The organism is Mesorhizobium sp. WSM3860 (assembly GCF_002294995.1).
In the GTDB taxonomy this organism is placed as follows: Bacteria; Pseudomonadota; Alphaproteobacteria; order Rhizobiales; family Rhizobiaceae; genus Mesorhizobium.
Genome location: NZ_NSGF01000027.1, coordinates 1 through 18,712 on the forward strand (window position 1 = coordinate 1; position 18,712 = coordinate 18,712).

Here is an 18,712-nt window from a genome sequence, read left to right on the forward strand (position 1 = left end):
TTCCCAGCCAGCATCTTGAATCTGATTTGCAGACCCTTGGGAATCCCTTCGATTCAATCCAAATTCATCCCGCTCTAGTCTTAGCGCCGCGCCGAAAACACCTTGAACATGCCATCGCGCGCGACCTCGGCGTGGCTGGAGAAGGCTCCCGCCAGCACCTGTTCGTAGGGCAATTGCCGGTTCGCCACCATGAACAGGCGTCCGCCTGGTTTCAGTGCCTTCGACGCCGCACGGATCATGCCGGCGCCGATGCCCGGGTCGGCAGCCCTGCCGCTGTGGAAGGGCGGGTTCATGACGATCGCGTCGTAACCTCGCTCGACCGTTTCGGTCAGAAGATCGGTCCAGAAGAAGCGCGGCTCGACAGCGGTTGCGCGGATATTGACCTTTGCCGCCTCCAGGGCCTCGAAATCCGCTTCGTAGAGGTCGAGACGGGAAAGCCCTGTCGAGCGCTCCATCAGTTCCGCCGCCAGATAGCCCCAGCCGGCACAGAAATCGGCGACATTGCCCGCAAGCCCCTGCGGCAGGCTGTCCAGCAGAAGCTTCGACCCTGCGTCGACGCGATCGAAGGAGAACATGCCGGGCGCGGTGCGGAAGCGGCCTTCGACGGCCAGATCGGGGCTGGCGGCGCGAAGCGCCCGAGCCGCATCCATGCCGGCCTGGCGGAACCAGAAGGCGACGCCGTGATGCTTCGGCAGGTGGGCTTCGAGCGACGCCAACGCGTCCACGCGCTTGCGCAGGCTGTCGATGCCGTCGTCCTTGCCGCCGGCGACGACGATCAGCCCGCCCGGCGCAACGCGCTCGATGGCTTCGGCGATGCACAGCTCGTTATGGCCGCGATGCCGGCCGGCCAGCACAAGGGCAGCATCAAAGGCCGAGCCTTGCACCCGCGGCGTGACCGCATAGCCGGCTGCCTGCAGGGCACGAAAATGCGGCCGAAAGCCTTGCACGAGATGCAGCGCCGCAGCGAAGCCGCCGGGCAAACGGAAACCAGGCTCAGCGCCAAGGAACAGAACGCGAGCGTCCCTTCGCGGCAAAGGCAGCGCTTCGGCCTCGAACGGATAGAACAGCGTCTTCAGCGGCTCAGCGGCCATTCACCTACCCTTGAAGGGCGCTTGAAATAGAAACGGGCGCGACCTTGCGGCGCGCCCGTTTCAATCATGCAGTCAGGCCGATCAGGCGGCGTCTTCCTCGCCTTCCGGCTTCTTCTTCTCCTGAACGATTTCCTTGCCGGTCGCCTGGTCGACGACCTTCATCGACAGGCGCACCTTGCCGCGCTCGTCGAAGCCCATCAGCTTGACCCAAACCTTGTCGCCTTCCTTGACGACGTCGGAGGTCTTGGCGACGCGCTCATTGGCGAGCTGCGAGATGTGGACGAGACCGTCGCGTGGGCCGAAGAAGTTGACGAAGGCGCCGAAGTCGGCCGTCTTGACGACCGTTCCTTCGTAGATCTCGCCGACTTCCGGCTCGGCGACGATGGTGTGGATCCACTTCTTCGCCGCCTCGATCTCCTTGGCGTTGGCCGATGCGATCTTGACCGTGCCGTCGTCCTCGATGTTGATCTTGGCGCCGGTCTTCTCGACGATCTCGCGGATCACCTTGCCGCCGGAGCCGATGACGTCGCGGATCTTGTCGGTCGGAATGTGCATGACCTCGATGCGCGGCGCGAACTCGCCAAGCTCGGCGCGCGAAGAAGAGATCGCATTCGCCATCTCGCCGAGGATGTGCAGGCGGCCGTCCTTGGCCTGCGCGAGCGCGATGCCCATGATCTCCTCGGTGATGCCGTCGATCTTGATGTCCATCTGCAGCGAGGTGACGCCATTGGCGGTGCCGGCGACCTTGAAGTCCATGTCGCCGAGATGATCCTCGTCGCCGAGGATGTCGGAGAGCACGGCGAAGCGTTCGCCTTCCTTGATCAGGCCCATGGCGATGCCGGCCACGGGCTTGGCGATCGGCACGCCGGCATCCATCAGCGCCAGCGAGGTGCCGCAGACGGTCGCCATCGATGACGAGCCGTTGGACTCGGTGATCTCCGAGACGACGCGCAGCGTGTACGGAAACTGGTCGGCGGAGGGCAGCATCGGGCGGATCGCGCGCCAGGCAAGCTTGCCGTGGCCGATCTCGCGGCGGCCCGGCGAGCCCATGCGGCCGGTTTCACCGACCGAATAGGGCGGGAAGTTGTAGTGGAGAAGGAACTTCTCCTTGTACATGCCGGTCAGCGAGTCGACATACTGCTCATCCTCGCCGGTGCCGAGCGTGGCCACGACCAGCGCCTGAGTCTCGCCGCGGGTGAACAGCGCCGACCCATGAGTGCGCGGCAGGACGCCGACCTCGGAGACGATCTTGCGGACGGTCTTCAGGTCGCGGCCGTCGATGCGCGCGCCGGTGTCGAGGATGTTCCAGCGCACCACCTTGGCCTGGAGTTCCTTGAAGACACTGCCGATCTGCTCGCTGGTGTACTTGGCCTCCTCGCCTTCTGCCGGCGCGAACGCAGCCTTGACCTTGGCCTTGACGGCGTCGACGGCGGCGTAACGCGACTGCTTGTCGGTGATCTTGTAGGCCTCGCGCAGCTCGTCGCCGACGATCTTCAGCATCTCGCCTTCGAGCGCGGAATAATCCGGAGCGGTGAAGTCGCGCGGCTCCTTGGCGGCGACCTCGGCCAGCTTGATGATCGCTTCGATCACCGGCTGGAAGCTCTTGTGGCCGAACACGACGGCGCCGAGCATCAGGTCCTCCGAGAGCTCCTTGGCCTCGGATTCGACCATCAGCACGGCGTCGGCGGTGCCAGCGACGACGAGGTCGAGCTTCGATTCCTCCATCTCGTCGATATGCGGGTTGAGCACATACTCGCCGTTGATGTAGCCGACGCGGGCGCCACCGATCGGGCCCATGAAGGGCACGCCAGAAAGCGTGAGCGCGGCTGAGGTGGCGACGATCGACAGGATGTCCGGATCGTTCTCGAGATCGTGCTGGACGACGGTGACGACGATCTGGGTGTCGTTCTTGTAGCCGTCAGCAAACAGCGGGCGGATCGGGCGGTCGATCAGGCGGGAAACCAGCGTTTCCTTCTCGCTCGGACGGCCCTCGCGCTTGAAGTAGCCGCCCGGAATCTTGCCGGCGGCATAGGTCTTTTCCTGGTAGTTGACGGTGAGCGGGAAGAAATCGAGGCCGGGCTTCGGCTCCTTCATCGAAACGACGGTGGCGAGAACCACGGTCTCGCCGTAGGTGGCGAGCACCGCGCCGTCGGCCTGGCGGGCGACCTTGCCGGTTTCCAGGATGAGCGGACGGCCGCCCCATTCGATTTCCACTTTGTGTTGATTGAACATATCTTGTCCTTCATGTGCGGAAAGGGCCGCGCCGTTCCAACGGTCGCGGAGCATCCCTTCCCTGGCTTCCTTCGGGCAGCCACGGGCAAGACAACGGGAAGCTCGACAGGTGGCGATTGCCGAGCGAGCATCCTGCAATCCTGCCCCATGACCGTCCATGGGCGGTTCCGAACGGCCCTTTGCGCTTCCGGAACCGGGTCTGGCCGACCGGTCGGCCGACCTTGCGCACGACGCCGGAAACCCCTGTTTCCGAGACGCGCCATGCGCGAATGCGAATTTCGAGAGCGCGTCGCGCTCCACTGCGGCATCGGGCATCGGAGCGACCGATGCGCCAATGCGAGACCGGCGGGCTCTCCGCAGAGAGCCCGCCGGTCAATTCGTCAGCGACGGAGACCGAGCTTGTCGATCAGCGTCTGATAGCGCGTGTCATCCTTGCGCTTGAGATAATCAAGCAGGCTGCGGCGCTGGGAAACGAGAGCAAGCAAACCACGGCGGGAATGGTTATCCTTCTTGTGGTCCTTGAAGTGCTCCGTCAGGTTCTTGATGCGCTCGGAAAGGATGGCAACCTGGACTTCCGGGGACCCGGTATCGCCCTTCGCGGTCGCGAATTCGGCCATCAGTTCTTGTTTGCGATCGGCAGTAATCGACATCGTGTTTTTCCTTATCTGTTCGAGGAAACGGGACGCCCTCAGCCGGGATGTCGTCCAGCAGGGGCCGGTGCAAGCAACGCGTCAGGGCGCGAAGCTGCCGCGCATATAGTGCAATTTCCCACAAAACACCAGCCTAATTGTCAAGCCGGCTTGTCGCAGGTCTTGCCGCAAAAACAGAGGGTTCTGCTGCTACAGCCACTTCTTCCATCTGAAGAAGGCGACAAGCCCGACAGCAACGACCAGCATGAACAAAAGTGCCGCCGGGTAGCCGTAATAGGCCTTGAGCTCCGGCATGTTCCAGGGCGAGCTATCCGGGTCGAAGTTCATGCCCCAGACACCGACGAGGAAGGTGAGCGGCATGAAGATCACCGAGACGATCGTCAGATAGGAGATGACGTCGTTGGTGCGTCCCTGGGTCAGCGACAGATGCATTTCGATCAAGCCGGTCAGCATGTCGCGCTGGGTCTCGACCAGCTCGATCAGCCGCAGCGCATGGTCGAGCGTGTCGTTGAAGAATATCTTGGTCTCGGCCTTCACGAAGGGCACGTCGTTGCGGATCAGCGTCGCCAGTGCGTCGCGCATCGGCCACAGCACGCCCTTCAGCACATTGGCGTCGCGCCGTAATTCGTGCAGCTGCCGCATCTGGTGCTTGTGGGGCGTGTTGAGCATCTGGTCTTCGATGCCGTCGACCAATTCGCTCACCGTCTCGATCGGCGGGAAATAGCTGTCGACGATGGCGTCGATCAGGGCATAGGCGAGATAGTCGGCGCCGCGCGAGCGCAGCCGGTTGGGCATGGGAGCCGCGATGCGCTTGCGCACTGGATCGAACGGGTCGCCCTCGCGCTCCTGAAAAGTGACGACGAAATTCTCGCCGAAGAACACCGCGATCTGCTCGTAGCGATGCGCGGCGACATCGTCGATCATGCGCATGACGACGAAGGCATGGTCCTCGAAGAAATCCACCTTCGGCCGCTGGCCGGTGTTGACGACATCCTCCAGCGCCAGCGGATGGAGGTCGAAAATCCGCCCGATCTCTTCGATCAGCGGGATGTTCGCAAGCCCCGTGCAATCAAGCCAGACGATCGGCCAGCGGTCGCAATGGGTGTTGAGCTCGTCGATGCTCGCATTGTCGATGGTTTTGTATTTCTCCGGCGAGATCAACGTCAGCCGAAGCTCGCTGCGCCGCGCCGCCGGATCGGCGATCAACGTGCCGGGCGAAGCGCCGACCGGCGGCCGGCGGATTTTCGGCGGCGCCCGCTTTCCGACGGTCTCAGCCATTGCCATGATTCCTCTGGGCCATGAGCTCCCCCTGGGGCGCGACGTCATAGCAGTTCGGGGATCGCTGAACTGCTCTAACCGTCTGTTTTCATGCAATTCCGGCGGGAACCGTTACACGCTTTCCTGGAACTGCGGGCCGAAACTAGCCGAGTGCCGTCAACCGGCAAAGACCCGCTTGGGCTTGAACATGCCCTGTTCGATGGCGCCGATGGCGACGAGCTTGCCGCGCGCAGTGGCACAGGCCTCGTCGGCCTCGACCGGCGCGTCGCGCCCACGAATGATGACGGGATTGCCGAGGCGAATCTTGGTCGCGGCGTCGTCGCTGACGGCGACCTGCGGCAGGCAGTCAAGTGCTGCGGCGGTCTCGACCAGCAGCGCATCGATGGCGCTGAAATCGACCGGCACCTCGGCTTCTTCGTCCGAATTCTCATCGTTCTTGCCGCCAAAGCGCGCCGCTTCGAGCTCGGCGACGGTGACGAAATCGTCCGCCGTGAACGGCTCGACCTCGACGCGGCGCAACTCGGAGATGTGGCCGAAGCAGCTCAGATCGCGACCCATGTCGCGCGCCAGCGAGCGCACATAGGTGCCCTTGCCGCACTCGACCTCGAAGACGGTTTTATCGACGCCATGCTCGACGATGTCCAAACGGCCGATTTCGATCTCCCGGGCTAGAATGTCCACCGTCTCGCCGTCGCGGGCAAGATCGTAGGCGCGCTCGCCGGCAATCTTGATGGCCGAGAATTGCGGCGGCGTCTGCATGATAACGCCGGTGTATTTCGGCAGCAGCGCCCGCACCTCGACCTCGGCCGGGCGCCGGTCGCAACTGTTCGTCACCGGGCCTTCGAGGTCGTCCGTCGAGCGCTCCTCGCCCCAGGCGACGGTGAAGCGGTAGACCTTGGCGCCATCCTGCACGTAAGGCACGGTCTTGGTCGCCTCGCCGAGCGCGATCGGCAGCATGCCGGAGGCCAACGGATCGAGCGTGCCAGCGTGACCGGCCTTCTCGGCCTGGAACAGCCATTTGATCTTGGAGACCGCTTCGGTCGAGCCCATGCCGACCGGCTTGTCCAGCACCACCCAGCCGGAGACCGGCCGGCCCTTCTTCTTGCCGCGGCGCGCCACTTATTCCTCGTCCCTGTCGTTTTTATTCTGGTCGTCGAGATCGCGCGCGACCTCGGGCGATTTCAGCAATTCGTTGATCTTGGCGAAATTGTCGAATGACGTATCGAGCCGGAAGCGGAACTCCGGCATGTACTTCATCTGCCTGAGCGCACCGGAGACGCGGCCGCGAATGAATTTCGCATGCCTGTTGAGCGCCTCGACCACGGCACCTGCATCGCCGGCACCAAGCGGCGAGACGAAGGCGGTGGCGATCTTGAGGTCCGGCGACATGCGCACCTCGGAGACCGAGACGACGGTGTTCTCGATCACCGGGTCGATGATCTCGCCGCGCTGCAGGGCTTCGGATAGGGCGTGACGCACCTGCTCGCCGACGCGCAGCATGCGCTGGGAGGGGCCTGATGTTGTCGAACGGGACATTTTTCTTCAGTCCTGAAATCGTGAAGCGCGGGATGGGACCGCGCCACATGTCTCAACTACGAAACGAGGATCTCGAGCGGCAGCCTTGCGGCCGCCGCCCGGTGAATTCCGGCAGCATATCCGAATTTAGAGCGTCCGGCTCACCATCTCGACGCGGAAGCACTCGATGACGTCGCCGACGCGCATGTCCTCGTAGTTCTGGAAGGCCATGCCGCATTCCTGACCGCCCGGCACTTCCGAAACCTCGTCCTTAAAGCGCTTCAGCGTCTTCAGCGTGCCTTCGTGGACGACGACGTTGTCGCGGATCAGGCGAACGCCCGCGCCACGCTCGACCTTGCCTTCGGTGACGCGGCAGCCGGCGATCTTGCCGACCTTCGAGATATCGAAGATCTCGAGGATCTCGGCATTGCCGATGAAGGTCTCGCGCCGCTCGGGCGAGAGCATGCCGGAAAGAGCTGCCTTCACATCATCGACGAGGTTGTAGATGATCGAATAGTAGCGGATCTCGATGCCGGCAGCGGCAGCAGCCGTGCGCGCCTGCGCATTGGCGCGGACGTTGAAACCGATGATCGCAGCGCCCGAGGTCTCGGCAAGCGAGACGTCGGTTTCTGTGATGCCGCCGGCGCCCGAATGGACGATCCGTACCCTGACCTCGTCGTTGCCGAGCTTTTCGAGCGCAGCGTTGATCGCCTCGATCGAGCCCTGCACGTCGCCCTTGATGACCAGCGGAAACTCCTTCAGCCCGCTCGCCTGCAACTGCGACATCATCTGTTCGAGCGAGCCGCGCTGGCCGGCATGCTTGGCCACCGCCTTCTCGCGCGCCAGGCGCTGGCGATACTCGGTGATCTCACGCGCACGCGCCTCGTTGTTGACGACGGCGAAGCGGTCGCCTGCCTGCGGCGTGCCCTGGAGGCCGAGCACCTCGACCGGCATTGCCGGCGGCGCCTCCGGCACATGCTCGCCGCGATCGTTGACGAGCGCGCGCACACGGCCCCACTCGTTGCCGGCGACGATGATGTCGCCCGGCATCAGCGTGCCGGTCTGCACCAGCACGGTGGCGACCGGACCGCGGCCCTTGTCCAGCTGCGCCTCGATGACGGCGCCTTCGGCGGTGCGGTCGGGATTGGCCTTGAGGTCGAGGACTTCGGCCTGCAGCAGGATCGCTTCCAGCAGCTTGTCGAGATTGGTGCCCTTGGTCGCCGAAACCTCGACGTCCAGCACCTCACCGCCCATCGATTCCACGAACACTTCGTGGCGCAGCAGTTCAGTGCGCACCTTCTGCGGGTCGGCGTCACGCTTGTCGATCTTGTTGATCGCCACAATGATCGGCACGCCGGCCGCCTTGGCGTGATTGATCGATTCGATCGTCTGCGGCATCACGCTGTCGTCGGCCGCCACCACCAGCACGGCAATGTCGGTCACCTGGGCGCCGCGGGCGCGCATCGCCGTGAAGGCGGCGTGGCCGGGCGTGTCGATGAAGGTGATCTTCTGACCGTTCTTCTCGATCTGGTAGGCGCCGATATGCTGGGTGATGCCGCCGGCCTCGCCGGAGACGACATTGGCGTTGCGGATTGCGTCGAGCAGCGAGGTCTTGCCGTGGTCGACATGGCCCATGATGGTCACCACCGGCGGACGCGACACCAGGTCTTCCGGGCGATCGGCGATGTTGAACAGGCCTTCCTCGATGTCGGACTCGGCGACGCGGCGGACCGTGTGGCCGAATTCGGAAGCGACCAGCTCGGCCGTGTCGGCGTCGATGACGTCGCCCGGCTTCAGGATCTGGCCCTGCTTCATGAAAAACTTGACCACGTCCACGGCGCGCTCGGACATGCGCTGCGCCAGTTCCTGGATGGTGATGGTTTCGGGCAGGATCACTTCGCGCATAACTTTCTCGCGCGGCTCGTTGTGCATCGCGCGCTTGAATTTTTCCTGGCGGCGGCGCATCGACGATAGCGAGCGGCCGCGCGCATCTTCATCCGACAGCGCGGTGTTCAGCGTCAGCTTGCCGCGGCGACGGTCTTCCTCGCCCTTGGTCGGCTTGGCTGGCCGCGCAACTTCCGGCGTGGCCAGACGGCGCACAGGCGCTCCGGCGCCGGCACCACCAGGGCGCCGCGGCTTGACCTCCTCTTCCTCGTCGACCGTGGCCAGCTCGGCGGCTTGCGGGGCGCGGCGTCGCGCTTCTTCCTCGGCGCGGCGGCGGGACTCGGCCTCGGTTTGCAAACGCGCCTCTTCTTCGGCCTGACGGCGGGCGGACTCCTCACGCTCGCGCTTGCGGCGCTCTTCCTCCTCGGCGCGGCGCTTGGCCTCTTCCTGGGCGCGCTGACGGTCCTCGACCTCACGCGCCTTGGAGCCTTCGAGCGCCCTGCGGCGCGCTTCCATCTCGCCCCGCGACAATTCGTTCAGCACCATGCCGGAGCGTTCCGGCTGCGACGGCGCCTTCGGCGCTTCCTGCACGGCGGGCGCGGGTGCCGCGGCTGCGGGCTTCGGCGTGAAGACGGACGGCGCCACCGGCTCCGGCTTGTCGCCGGGCAGCGAGAACTTGCGCTTCTTGGTCTCGACCACGACCGACTTGGTGCGTCCGTGCGAGAAATTCTGGCGCACGGTGCCCTGCTCGAGGCCAGGGCGCTTCAGCGTCAAGGTCTTCTTCGGCGTAACGCTCAACGTCTTGTCGTCGCCCGATTTCGTATCGCTCATTCCATATCCTCTGCGGCATCATCATCGTCAGCAACGGCCGCAAGCATTGCCAAATCGTCCGGGGTTCCGCCCCGATAACGGTCCAGCGCAACCATGCGCTTCTCAACCGCCTTACCCGCATCCTGCGCGAGGACGGCAGCATGTATCACATTTGTACCCCCCAATGCCAAGCTCAACTCGGCTTCGGGGAAAAGTTTGTAGGCCGGTGTAGCGGGGCCGCCGAGATGAACGGTTGCCCGCCGCGCCTGACTGATCTTGCGCACACCATCGTCCGAGGCTTCCCTCGCGTGCAGCACGAAGAGCGCCTGCCCGTCGCGCACAGCAGCCTCTACCTTGGCGGCGCCCAGAACGACCGCTCCGGCCTTGCGAGCAAGACCCAACATGCCCAGGGCGGATCTGGAAAGCAGCCCGTCGACCATGTCGCCGAGTTCGGCGGGAACGGTGACCTGCGCCTTGAAGGCGCGGGCAAACAGGTTCTTCGCCGCTGCCTTGTCGATATGTAGGCGATCGGCGGTGACCCAGCAACCGCGGCCGGGCAGATTTCTCTTGATGTCCGGAACGACGGCCGAATCCGGGCCGACGACGAAGCGGATCAGCTCATCCGCTTCGGCCTGCCTGCGCGTGACGATGCAAGTGCGATCGTTCATCTCGTCCACGGGCCTTGCGATTGGTGGTCACCTCACGCACCGACGGTTTCACCGGCCGCGGCTTCATCCGCGGCCAGTTCGTCCTCGGAAATCCAGCCGGCCTTCCTGCGAGCGGTCAGCACCATCTGCTCGGCATCGGCGCGCGAGACGCCGTGATCGGCGAGCACACCGGGATAGACCTTGGTCTCGCCGTCCTTGCGTTCCTTCCAGCCGATCAGGTCATCGGCGGCATAGCCGGCGAAGTCCTCGATCGTCTTCACGCCGTCCTCGCCGAGGGTCACCATCATGGCCGTGGTGATGCCGGAAATCTCGCGCAGCTCGTCCTCGACGCCGAGCGCCTTGCGCTTCTCATCGTGCTCGGCCTCGATCTTCTCGAGATATTCGCGGGCGCGCGACTGGATTTCCGAAGCGGTGTCCTCGTCGAAGCCGTCGATCGACGAGATTTCGCCAGAATCGACATAGGCGACTTCCTCGACGCTGGTGAAGCCCTCCGAGGCAAGCACCTGGCCGACCATCTCGTCGACATCGAGGGCTTCCATGAAGAGGGCCGAACGCTCGACGAATTCCTTCTGGCGGCGCTCGCTCTCTTCCTGCTCGGTCAGGATGTCGATGTCCCAGCCGGTGAGCTGCGAGGCAAGACGAACATTTTGGCCGCGGCGGCCAATGGCCAGCGACAGCTGGTCGTCCGGCACCACCACCTCGATGCGCTCGGCATCCTCGTCGAGCACCACCTTGGCGACTTCCGCCGGCTGCAGCGCGTTCACGATGAAGGAAGCGGCCGAAGGCGACCACGGAATGATGTCGATCTTCTCGCCTTGCAATTCGCCGACCACCGCCTGGACGCGGCTGCCGCGCATGCCGACGCAGGCACCGACCGGATCGATGGAGGAATCGCGCGAGATCACGGCGATCTTGGCGCGCGAGCCCGGATCGCGGGCGACCGACTTGATCTCGATGATGCCGTCGTAGATTTCCGGCACTTCCATGGTGAAGAGCTTGGCCATGAACTGCGGATGCGTGCGCGACAGGAAGATCTGCGGGCCGCGCTGCTCGCGGCGCACGTCGTAGACATAGGCGCGGACGCGGTCGCCATATTTGTAGTTCTCGCGCGGGATCAGCTCGTCGCGGCGGATGATTGCCTCGCCGCGGCCGAGGTCGACGATGACGTTGCCATATTCGACGCGTTTGACGGTGCCGTTGACGATCTCGCCAATACGGTCCTTGTACTCGTCATACTGACGATCGCGCTCGGCCTCGCGCACCTTCTGGACGATGACCTGCTTGGCCGACTGCGCGGCGATGCGGCCGAAATCCATCGGCGGCAGCTGTTCGGCGATGAAGTCGCCGAGCTGGGCGTCGGGATTGCGCTCGCGCGCCGTGGAAAGGGCGATCTGCGTCGCGTAATCCTCGACCTTCTCGACCACTTCCATCAGCCGCTGCAGCTTCATCTCGCCCGTATTGGGATTGATGTCGGCACGGATATTGGTTTCCTGCCCATAACGCGAACGCGCCGCCTTCTGGATCGCATCGGCCATCGCGGCGATGACGATCTGCTTGTCGATCGACTTTTCACGCGCGACCGCATCGGCGATCTGCAGCAGTTCGAGCCTGTTGGCGCTTACAACCATTGTCTTTCTCCCGACTTCGCTCCGGGCATCGGCCCTGAAGCTCGATCAACTTTCCTGTTCGGTTTCGTTTTCTTCGCCGGCGACCGCATCTTCTTCCGCTTCGCCTCGGCGTTTTTTTGCTTCCTTGCGCGCCCTGTTGTCCTTCGACAGGGCCTCGCGGATAAGATCGTCGGTCAGCACCAGGCGCGCCTCGGCAATCGCGTCATAGGGCACGCGTAGCGTCGGCTCTTCGCCATAGGCCGCCTTGTCGCGCTCCAGCAGGATGCCGTCGGAGTCCGCGTCGGCGATCTTGCCCTTGAAGCGCTTGCGGTCGCCAATGAGAACCGATGTCTCCATCTTGACCAGATGGCCGGTCCAGGTGGTGAAATCCGACTTGCGCACCAGCGGCCGGTCAATGCCCGGCGACGACACTTCGAGATGATACGCCTTTTCGATCGGATCTTCGACATCGAGCGCGGGCGAAACCGCGCGGCTGACCTCTTCGCAATCCTCGACGGTCATGGTGCCGTCCTCGCGCTCGGCCATGATCTGCAGCGTCAGCCCGTTCTGGCCGGTCAGTTGCACCCGCACGAGGCGGAAGCCGATGGCCTTCAGCACCGGCTGTATGATCAGCGCAATGCGCGCATCGATGCCGCTTTCGCGGATGATACGGTCGTCGGCTTCGCTTGCCGCTGCGGTCATAAGTTTCCTGTCGCCTTGTCGCTCCGGCCGGCAGGTAACAAAAAAGAGCGGGACCGGGTGGACCCACTCTTCGTCATACCGACCAAGAATTTGAGGCTGATATAAACGATCCCGGCCGGGGTTTCAAGCCTGACGATGCCATCGACCAAGCCGCGTAGCAGCGTTGCGTGCCGAGCATGGCGGCCATGCGCCGGTGCCCCTGTAATCTCCGCCTGCCAGAACCCATCTATGTTGCAGCGCAGAAAGAAAGGTCGCGCGTTCGCGCGCGAAGGTATTTGTCATGGACCGTGGATTGTTTTTTGTGATTGGCGATTTTCTTGGCACGTTTGGCAGCGCGGCTGCCGCATCGCGGGCCGTCGAGGCGAACCGCAAGCCGCGCCGCATCGACCTGAAGAAACTCGGCATTGACCCGACCGCCTTCGATAAGATCGGGCGCTTTTAGACGGCCCACGGACGAAACGGACAATAACTGAGTCCGAGCTTTGGCGGCGATAAGGCTCAAGGCCCGGAACGCCTTGACCGTCGCGGCTTCTCCGCGGGAGAAAACAGCCCAGGCCGTCCGAAGCCGGGTTCTCTGCGACCGGAAAGATCACTTTGGCAAGATCACCCGCTGCTGAGCGGCTGATTTACCGGTGCTCAGGAACTTAGTGCTCGATAGCGTCCGGCCTACTTCCGGATGAAGGTCAGATAGGCGGGCCGCCTCCCCTCGCGGATGGCCTTGGCCTCGTAGCGCGTGCCGGGCCAGCCCGCATAGGCCCGATGCCAGTCGGCGGCCTCGCTCGCCTGCCAGGCGAAACTGCCATTGGCGCGGCAGGCGAGCAGCGTCCAGTTCACATAGCTGTCGATATCGGAGGCGAAGCGGAATCTCCCGCCCGGCTTCAGCACCCGGGCGAACCGATCGAGATTGGCGGGGCTGACAAAGCGCCGCTTCCAGTGCCTCTTCTTCGGCCAGGGATCGGGATAAAGCAGGTCGATGCCGTCGAGCGAGGCTGGCGGCAGCCAGTCGAGCAGACGCGTGGCGTCGTCGTCATAGACTCTCAGATTGGCGAGCGGGCGCTTGTCGAGCGCCGTCATCATCTTGGCCATGCCGTTGACGAAGGGCTCGACGCCGATGAAACCAGTCGCCGGAGCCTCCGTCGCGCGATGCAACAGATGTTCGCCGCCGCCGAAGCCGATCTCGAGCCGACAGGCTGAAACCTGCGCCTTGAACAGCGTTCCAAGGTCCGCGGGTGCCTCCGCCGTCAGGTCGAGGCGATAGGCGCGCAGGCCACGTTCAAGCGCCGCGGCCTGCTGCGGACGAATGGTCTTGCCGTGCCGGCGGCCGAAGAATCCTTCGGTCGCGCGGCTTGGCCTGTCGTTTGGCTCCATGAACAGGTTTGGCGACGCCGTCAGGCGGCAATCGCATCGGCAACCGCGTCCTTGAGCGCCTTGGCGAGATCCGTCTTCTCCCAGGAGAAGGAACCGTCGCGGCCGGCCTTGCGGCCGAAATGGCCATAGGACGAGGTTTTCGCGTAGATCGGCTTGTTGAGATCGAGATGACGGCGGATGCCGGAAGGCGAGAGGTCCATCACCTTGCGCAGCGCCTCCTCGAGCCTTGCCTCGTCGACCTTGCCGGTGCCGTGCAGATCGACATAGACCGACAGCGGCTGGGCGACGCCGATGGCGTAGGAAAGCTGGATGGTGCAGCGGTCGGCCAGCTTGGCCGCTACCACATTCTTGGCGAGATAGCGCGCCGCATAAGCAGCCGAACGGTCGACCTTCGTGGTGTCCTTGCCGGAGAAGGCGCCGCCGCCATGGGGCGCCGCACCGCCATAGGTATCGACGATGATCTTGCGGCCGGTGAGGCCGGCATCGCCGTCGGGCCCGCCGATCACGAACTTGCCGGTCGGGTTGATGTACCAGTTGCAGTCGTCGGCGACCCTGAGTTCGCCAAGCGCCTCGCGGACGTAAGGCTCGACGACATTGCGGACCTTCTTGGAATCCCAGCTCGAGTCGAGATGCTGGGTGGAAAGCACGATCTGCGTCACTTCCGCCGCCTTGCCGTTGGCATAGCGCACGGTGACCTGGCTCTTGGCGTCCGGGCCGAGCTTGGCGGCCTCGCCATTGCCTTCGTGGCGCGCGGCGGCAAGCAATTCGAGGATCTTGTGGCTGTAGTAGATCGGCGCCGGCATCAGGTCCGGCGTCTCGCGGCAGGCATAGCCGAACATGATGCCCTGGTCGCCGGCGCCCTCCTCACCCTGGCGGTCGGCGGCATTGTCGACGCCCTGGCCGATATCCGGCGACTGGCCGTGCAGCAGCACCTCGATCTTGGCCGTCCTCCAGTGGAAGCCGGCTTGCTCGTAGCCGATCTCGCGGATGGCCTTGCGGGCAACCGATTTGAACTTGGTCGGATTGACGACCGGGTGGCCCGCCGCATCCTTGAGGATGTTGCCTGCCTTGTCCTTCTTGAGCAGCGTCTCGGGAACCCTGACCTCGCCGGCGATGACGACGCGGTTGGTGGTGGCCAGCGTCTCGCAGGCTACGCGCACCTTCCACGGGTCCATGCCCGTCTTCCTGGCCTCGCGATAGACGAGATCGACGATCTCGTCGGAGATACGGTCACAGACTTTGTCGGGATGGCCCTCGGAGACGGATTCCGAGGTGAAGAGATAGTTCTGCCGCGTCACGGGTGTCCCCTCTTGAAAAGGATCGGCAAGGCTGCCGATTTTGGCGCGCCACGTGTTAGCGGTGCCGGGCGCCGCTCGTCAAGCGGCGCGACGGATCTGGCATGAATATCGGCACAATCAACTTGTGCCACCGGCGGCAGGGCACCGCCGGCGACATGAGCCTGGATTCACTCGGCGTCGTCCGGCGAAAGGGACTTCACAAGATCGATGATCCGGCGCCGCACCTTGACGTCGGGAATCTTGACGAAGGCACGATTGAGCTGAAGTCCTTCCGGGCTGCCGCAGAATTCGATCGCGAAGGCCATCGAGGCATCCTCGGCAAATCCCCGATTGCCGGTGACGGCCTCCTGACCCGGGGCGTCCTCGAAGAAGAAGGCGACAGGGACGCTCAGGATGGAGGCGATTGCCTGCAGGCGGCTAGCGCCGACCCTGTTGGTCCCCTTTTCGTACTTCTGTATCTGCTGAAACGTGATGCCGAGATTTTCACCCAGCTTTTCCTGGCTCATTCCAAGCATATTGCGACGCAGCCGAATACGACTGCCGACATGAATGTCGATCGGATTCGGCTTCTTCTTGTTCTCTTCTGTCATTTTTTCCTCGCCGAATTTTTCCGGCTTTTTCTATTTTTGCCGCCCAAACGAAACCGGAGCCACCTGCCCCAACAGACCCCTCCAACCGACTTCGAGAAAATTTTAGGCGTTACAGTATGAGTTTCTAATGTGCCGACTGTCAATTCACCCGTAGCCGCTGCCTTACATTCAGCGTGAAGGCCGCGAGGGCAAAAAGCAACATGATCAGCAATCCGTTAATCCGCCGCTGGTCGGCGGACAGCAGGGGTTGCCCGGAAACCGGCACATGCGCGTCGATGGCGCCGCGCGCATCGACCGCCAGGGCATCGACGATACGCCCACGCGAATCGACAACGGCGGAGATGCCGTTGTTGGCCGCACGCAACAAAGGCACTCCGTTCTCCACCGCGCGAATCTGCGCCTGCCTGAAGTGCTGGTAGGGGCCTGGCGTGTCGCCAAACCAGGCGTCATTGGTGACGTTCACAATAAGCTCGGATGACGCTGCATCGACTGCAACGAGGTCAGGAAAGATGACCTCGTAACAGATGAAAGGAACCGCCCTCAGGCCGTTCGGCACCGCGATCGGATGACGTTCGTTGCCGGCGGCGAAATTCATCGGCCCGGCGACGAGCTGGCCTATGCCGAAACGCTCGAACAGGCCGGCAAAAGGCAGATATTCGCCGAACGGCACCAGATGCACCTTGTCGACAGCATCGACGATCTCGCCCTTGTCGTTGATCGCCACCACGGAATTGTAGTAACGGCTGCCGGCATTGCCTGCGCCGCCCTCCTCGCGCACCACGCCGGCGATCAGCATCTGGCCGTCGCCCAGCATATCGCCCAAGGCCGTCAGCGCGTCCGGACGCTCCGTGAACAGGAACGGCACGGACGTTTCCGGCCAAAGGATCAGTTGCGGCTTGGCATGGCCTTGCTCCGGTGCCTTGGCCGATATCCCCACCAGCGTGGCGAAGATGCGGTCGCGCACCGAGGCATCCCATTTCTCGCTGAGATCGACGGCGGGCTGAACGATGCGCACGTCGACCGAGCGGGTGGCCGGCGGGGCCGGGACGGCAAGCCTGAAATAGCCGAAGCCGACGTGAGCGGCAACGAGAGCGACGAGCAAGGCCAAGCCCAGCCCGAGATGCCGGCGCGTCGCGGCAAGCGCCGGCAAGGAAAAGACAAAAACGGCGAGCGCGTTCATGCCGATCATACCCGTCACCGACACGCTCTGCATCAGGAGCGGCACCGGCATTGCGGCATAGCCGACGGCATTCCAGGGAAAGCCGGTGAACAGGAAATCGCGCAGCCATTCGGCAAGGCCGAAGCCGAAGGCAAGTGCGGCGATGCGGCCGATATCGCTGTTCCAGAAAAGCCGCGCCACGATCGTCGCAAAACCATAGAAGAAGGCTAGCCCAAAGGGGATGCCGACGACGGCGAAGGGCAGGGCCCAGGCGAAGCTGTCGGCCTCGACCAGAAGGGCCTGGCCGATCCACCAGAGCCCGGCGAGGAAATAGCCGAAGCCGAACCACCATCCGATGGCGAAAGCCGGGCGAAGGCGGCGCAGCCAGCCGTCGGAGGCTTCACCGGTGGCGCCGTCGAGCAGCCAGACAAGCACCGGAAAGGAGACGAAACAGACGGCGAAGAAATCGTAGGGCGCCTGGGCGAGAACCGCGAGCGCTCCCGCGGCAAACGCTATCAGCGACCGCCGCCACCCCCACAGCAGAATTATCCGGCCGGCAAAGCGCTGCATATAGCTTCCCAAGTCGCGCGAATCAGGCAGCCAGAGATTTAACAGGCCGAGCCGGATGCTCCAAACACGAGTGAGCGCAACCAAATTCGCGGTCGCACTATCGCCGCCACCCTTCAATGCTGAGGCCGCTCAGTCGCTCGGCCTCCTCTTTGGGCACAATGCGGCACGGTCTGCGTGGTCACCGACCGGCGTGAGGCGAATATCAGGCCTGCTCGGTGCGCGCCGCGCGGCGGCGCTGCCGTTCGCCCTTCGGGCTCTGCACGATGCGCACCCGCTTGACGCGGCGCGGATCGGCGTCGAGCACGTGGAATTCGAAGCCTGGTATGGCCTGCACCACTTCGCCACGGGCGGGAACCCGGCCGAGCGTGTTGAAGATCATGCCGCCGATGGTGTCGACATATTCGCCGTGCTCGCCGGCGGCGAAATCCTCTCCGATCATCTTGGCGACCTCGTCGATCTCGGCCTTGCCGTCGACAACGAACACGCCCTCGCCGGTCCGGGTGATCATCGGCTCGTCGTCATCGTGCTCGTCCTCGATGTCGCCGACCACCATCTCGACGATGTCCTCCAGCGAGGCCAGGCCGTCGGTGCCGCCGTACTCGTCGATGACCAGCGCCATCTGGGTGCGCGTCGTCTGCATGCGCCCCATCAGGTCGGAAGCAAGCATCGATGGCGGCACGAACAGCACCGGCCGGATCAGGTCGAGATCGCCGATGGTGCGGGCGAGATCGACCTGGGCGAGATCGAGAACGGTCGGCGCCTGGGTCTTTCTGTTCGCGCGGCCCTTCTTGACGCGGGCGACCTTGGTGATGTGGGCAAGAACGTCGCGTATGTGGACCATGCCGCGCGGATCGTCGAGCGTTTCGGAATAGACCGGCATGCGGGAATGGCCGGATTGTTCGAAGAGGCCAAGCAGATCGCCAAGCGAGGTGGCGATCTCGACCGCCTCGATGTCGGCGCGCGGCACCATGACGTCCTCGACACGCACTTCGCGCAGCCGCAGGATGTTGTTGAGCATCGCACGTTCGCCGGGGGAGAAGGATTCGGCATCGGTGGCCGTCTCGGCCAGCGCGTCGGCGATCTCCTCGCGCAGGTTGGTGCCGTTGCGGTGCCTGAAAAGGCCCAGCACGCGATCGAAGAGAGAAGGACCGGCATGCGAAGGCTCGGCGGCCACGCTGCCGGTGGGAATACTCGGACTGGAGCCCTCTTCCGATTTTTCGGAAGGCTTGGCCGCACTGCCGGCGTCCGGACGGGCGGCAGGTTCTGGTTTGTCGTTCATCGCCATCAGGT

At 64.0% G+C, this 18,712-nt stretch carries 16 protein-coding genes; 1 reads left to right on the plus strand and 15 read right to left on the minus strand.

What is annotated here, in order from left to right; translation table 11 throughout:
- Positions 1 to 80: 80 nt before the first annotated feature.
- The 10 genes from CK220_RS27995 to rimP form a co-directional block, all read right to left on the minus strand.
- Positions 81 to 1,091 (minus strand): class I SAM-dependent methyltransferase, encoded by a 1,011-nt coding sequence (locus CK220_RS27995; protein ID WP_095814624.1) that lies wholly within the window; start codon positions 1,089 to 1,091, stop codon positions 81 to 83.
- An 81-nt stretch (positions 1,092 to 1,172) separates the two neighbouring features.
- A complete protein-coding gene (pnp, locus tag CK220_RS28000; protein WP_095814625.1) occupies positions 1,173 to 3,323 on the minus strand; it encodes a polyribonucleotide nucleotidyltransferase in 2,151 nt (716 codons plus the stop codon).
- A gap of 380 nt (positions 3,324 to 3,703) precedes the next feature.
- Positions 3,704 to 4,015: a 30S ribosomal protein S15 gene (gene rpsO / locus CK220_RS28005; protein ID WP_280952766.1), complete on the minus strand. Its 312-nt coding sequence runs from the start codon at positions 4,013 to 4,015 to the stop codon at positions 3,704 to 3,706.
- A gap of 147 nt (positions 4,016 to 4,162) precedes the next feature.
- Complete coding sequence (corA, locus tag CK220_RS28010) at positions 4,163 to 5,257, minus strand: magnesium/cobalt transporter CorA (RefSeq protein WP_095814627.1); 1,095 nt, start codon at positions 5,255 to 5,257, stop codon at positions 4,163 to 4,165.
- Positions 5,258 to 5,407: 150 nt separating this feature from the next.
- Positions 5,408 to 6,370, minus strand: a complete 963-nt coding sequence (gene truB, locus CK220_RS28015) for a tRNA pseudouridine(55) synthase TruB (protein ID WP_095814628.1) — start codon at positions 6,368 to 6,370, stop codon at positions 5,408 to 5,410.
- Entirely contained in the window at positions 6,371 to 6,787 is a 417-nt protein-coding gene (gene rbfA / locus CK220_RS28020; RefSeq protein WP_095814629.1) for a 30S ribosome-binding factor RbfA, read from the minus strand.
- A 126-nt stretch (positions 6,788 to 6,913) separates the two neighbouring features.
- Complete coding sequence (infB, locus tag CK220_RS28025; RefSeq protein WP_095814630.1) at positions 6,914 to 9,481, minus strand: translation initiation factor IF-2; 2,568 nt, start codon at positions 9,479 to 9,481, stop codon at positions 6,914 to 6,916.
- Positions 9,478 to 10,128 carry an RNA-binding protein gene (locus tag CK220_RS28030; RefSeq protein WP_095777502.1) on the minus strand — a complete coding sequence of 217 codons (651 nt, stop codon included), beginning with the start codon at positions 10,126 to 10,128 and terminating at the stop codon, positions 9,478 to 9,480. The genes infB and CK220_RS28030 overlap by 4 nt, the downstream gene beginning before the upstream one ends.
- Before the next feature lie 32 nt (positions 10,129 to 10,160).
- Positions 10,161 to 11,756: a transcription termination factor NusA gene (nusA, locus tag CK220_RS28035; RefSeq protein WP_095814631.1), complete on the minus strand. Its 1,596-nt coding sequence runs from the start codon at positions 11,754 to 11,756 to the stop codon at positions 10,161 to 10,163.
- Between the two features lie 45 nt (positions 11,757 to 11,801).
- Entirely contained in the window at positions 11,802 to 12,437 is a 636-nt protein-coding gene (gene rimP / locus CK220_RS28040; protein WP_095814632.1) for a ribosome maturation factor RimP, read from the minus strand.
- Between the two features lie 280 nt (positions 12,438 to 12,717).
- Between rimP and CK220_RS32155 the strand changes: the two genes are divergently transcribed.
- Entirely contained in the window at positions 12,718 to 12,879 is a 162-nt protein-coding gene (locus CK220_RS32155; protein WP_095814633.1) for a hypothetical protein, read from the plus strand.
- 224 nt (positions 12,880 to 13,103) lie between these two features.
- Here the strand turns inward: CK220_RS32155 and CK220_RS28050 are convergent, their stop codons facing one another.
- The 5 genes from CK220_RS28050 to CK220_RS28070 form a co-directional block, all read right to left on the minus strand.
- Complete coding sequence (locus CK220_RS28050; RefSeq protein ID WP_095814634.1) at positions 13,104 to 13,805, minus strand: tRNA (guanosine(46)-N(7))-methyltransferase TrmB; 702 nt, start codon at positions 13,803 to 13,805, stop codon at positions 13,104 to 13,106.
- A 20-nt stretch (positions 13,806 to 13,825) separates the two neighbouring features.
- On the minus strand, positions 13,826 to 15,103 hold the full coding sequence (gene metK, locus CK220_RS28055) for a methionine adenosyltransferase (RefSeq protein ID WP_095814635.1): 1,278 nt from the start codon (positions 15,101 to 15,103) through the stop codon (positions 13,826 to 13,828).
- Positions 15,104 to 15,270: 167 nt separating this feature from the next.
- The gene (locus CK220_RS28060; protein WP_095814636.1) at positions 15,271 to 15,693 is read right to left on the minus strand and encodes a helix-turn-helix transcriptional regulator; all 423 of its coding nucleotides are present in this window, start codon (positions 15,691 to 15,693) and stop codon (positions 15,271 to 15,273) included.
- A 139-nt stretch (positions 15,694 to 15,832) separates the two neighbouring features.
- Positions 15,833 to 17,422, minus strand: a complete 1,590-nt coding sequence (gene lnt, locus CK220_RS28065; protein ID WP_095814637.1) for an apolipoprotein N-acyltransferase — start codon at positions 17,420 to 17,422, stop codon at positions 15,833 to 15,835.
- 202 nt (positions 17,423 to 17,624) lie between these two features.
- The gene (locus CK220_RS28070; protein ID WP_095814674.1) at positions 17,625 to 18,701 is read right to left on the minus strand and encodes a hemolysin family protein; all 1,077 of its coding nucleotides are present in this window, start codon (positions 18,699 to 18,701) and stop codon (positions 17,625 to 17,627) included.
- Positions 18,702 to 18,712 lie beyond the last annotated feature (11 nt).

Bases quoted from the DNA above. Each gene is read 5' to 3' on its own strand.
- CK220_RS27995 (WP_095814624.1), bottom strand. From the start codon at position 1,091: ATGGCCGCTGAGCCGCTGAAGACGCTGTTCTATCCGTTCGAGGCCGAA.
- pnp (WP_095814625.1), bottom strand. From the start codon at position 3,323: ATGTTCAATCAACACAAAGTGGAAATCGAATGGGGCGGCCGTCCGCTC.
- corA (WP_095814627.1), bottom strand. From the start codon at position 5,257: ATGGCAATGGCTGAGACCGTCGGAAAGCGGGCGCCGCCGAAAATCCGC.
- rbfA (WP_095814629.1), bottom strand. From the start codon at position 6,787: ATGTCCCGTTCGACAACATCAGGCCCCTCCCAGCGCATGCTGCGCGTC.
- infB (WP_095814630.1), bottom strand. From the start codon at position 9,481: ATGAGCGATACGAAATCGGGCGACGACAAGACGTTGAGCGTTACGCCG.
- CK220_RS28030 (WP_095777502.1), bottom strand. From the start codon at position 10,128: ATGAACGATCGCACTTGCATCGTCACGCGCAGGCAGGCCGAAGCGGAT.
- nusA (WP_095814631.1), bottom strand. From the start codon at position 11,756: ATGGTTGTAAGCGCCAACAGGCTCGAACTGCTGCAGATCGCCGATGCG.
- rimP (WP_095814632.1), bottom strand. From the start codon at position 12,437: ATGACCGCAGCGGCAAGCGAAGCCGACGACCGTATCATCCGCGAAAGC.
- CK220_RS32155 (WP_095814633.1), top strand. From the start codon at position 12,718: ATGGACCGTGGATTGTTTTTTGTGATTGGCGATTTTCTTGGCACGTTT.
- CK220_RS28050 (WP_095814634.1), bottom strand. From the start codon at position 13,805: ATGGAGCCAAACGACAGGCCAAGCCGCGCGACCGAAGGATTCTTCGGC.
- CK220_RS28060 (WP_095814636.1), bottom strand. From the start codon at position 15,693: ATGACAGAAGAGAACAAGAAGAAGCCGAATCCGATCGACATTCATGTC.
- lnt (WP_095814637.1), bottom strand. From the start codon at position 17,422: ATGCAGCGCTTTGCCGGCCGGATAATTCTGCTGTGGGGGTGGCGGCGG.
- CK220_RS28070 (WP_095814674.1), bottom strand. From the start codon at position 18,701: ATGAACGACAAACCAGAACCTGCCGCCCGTCCGGACGCCGGCAGTGCG.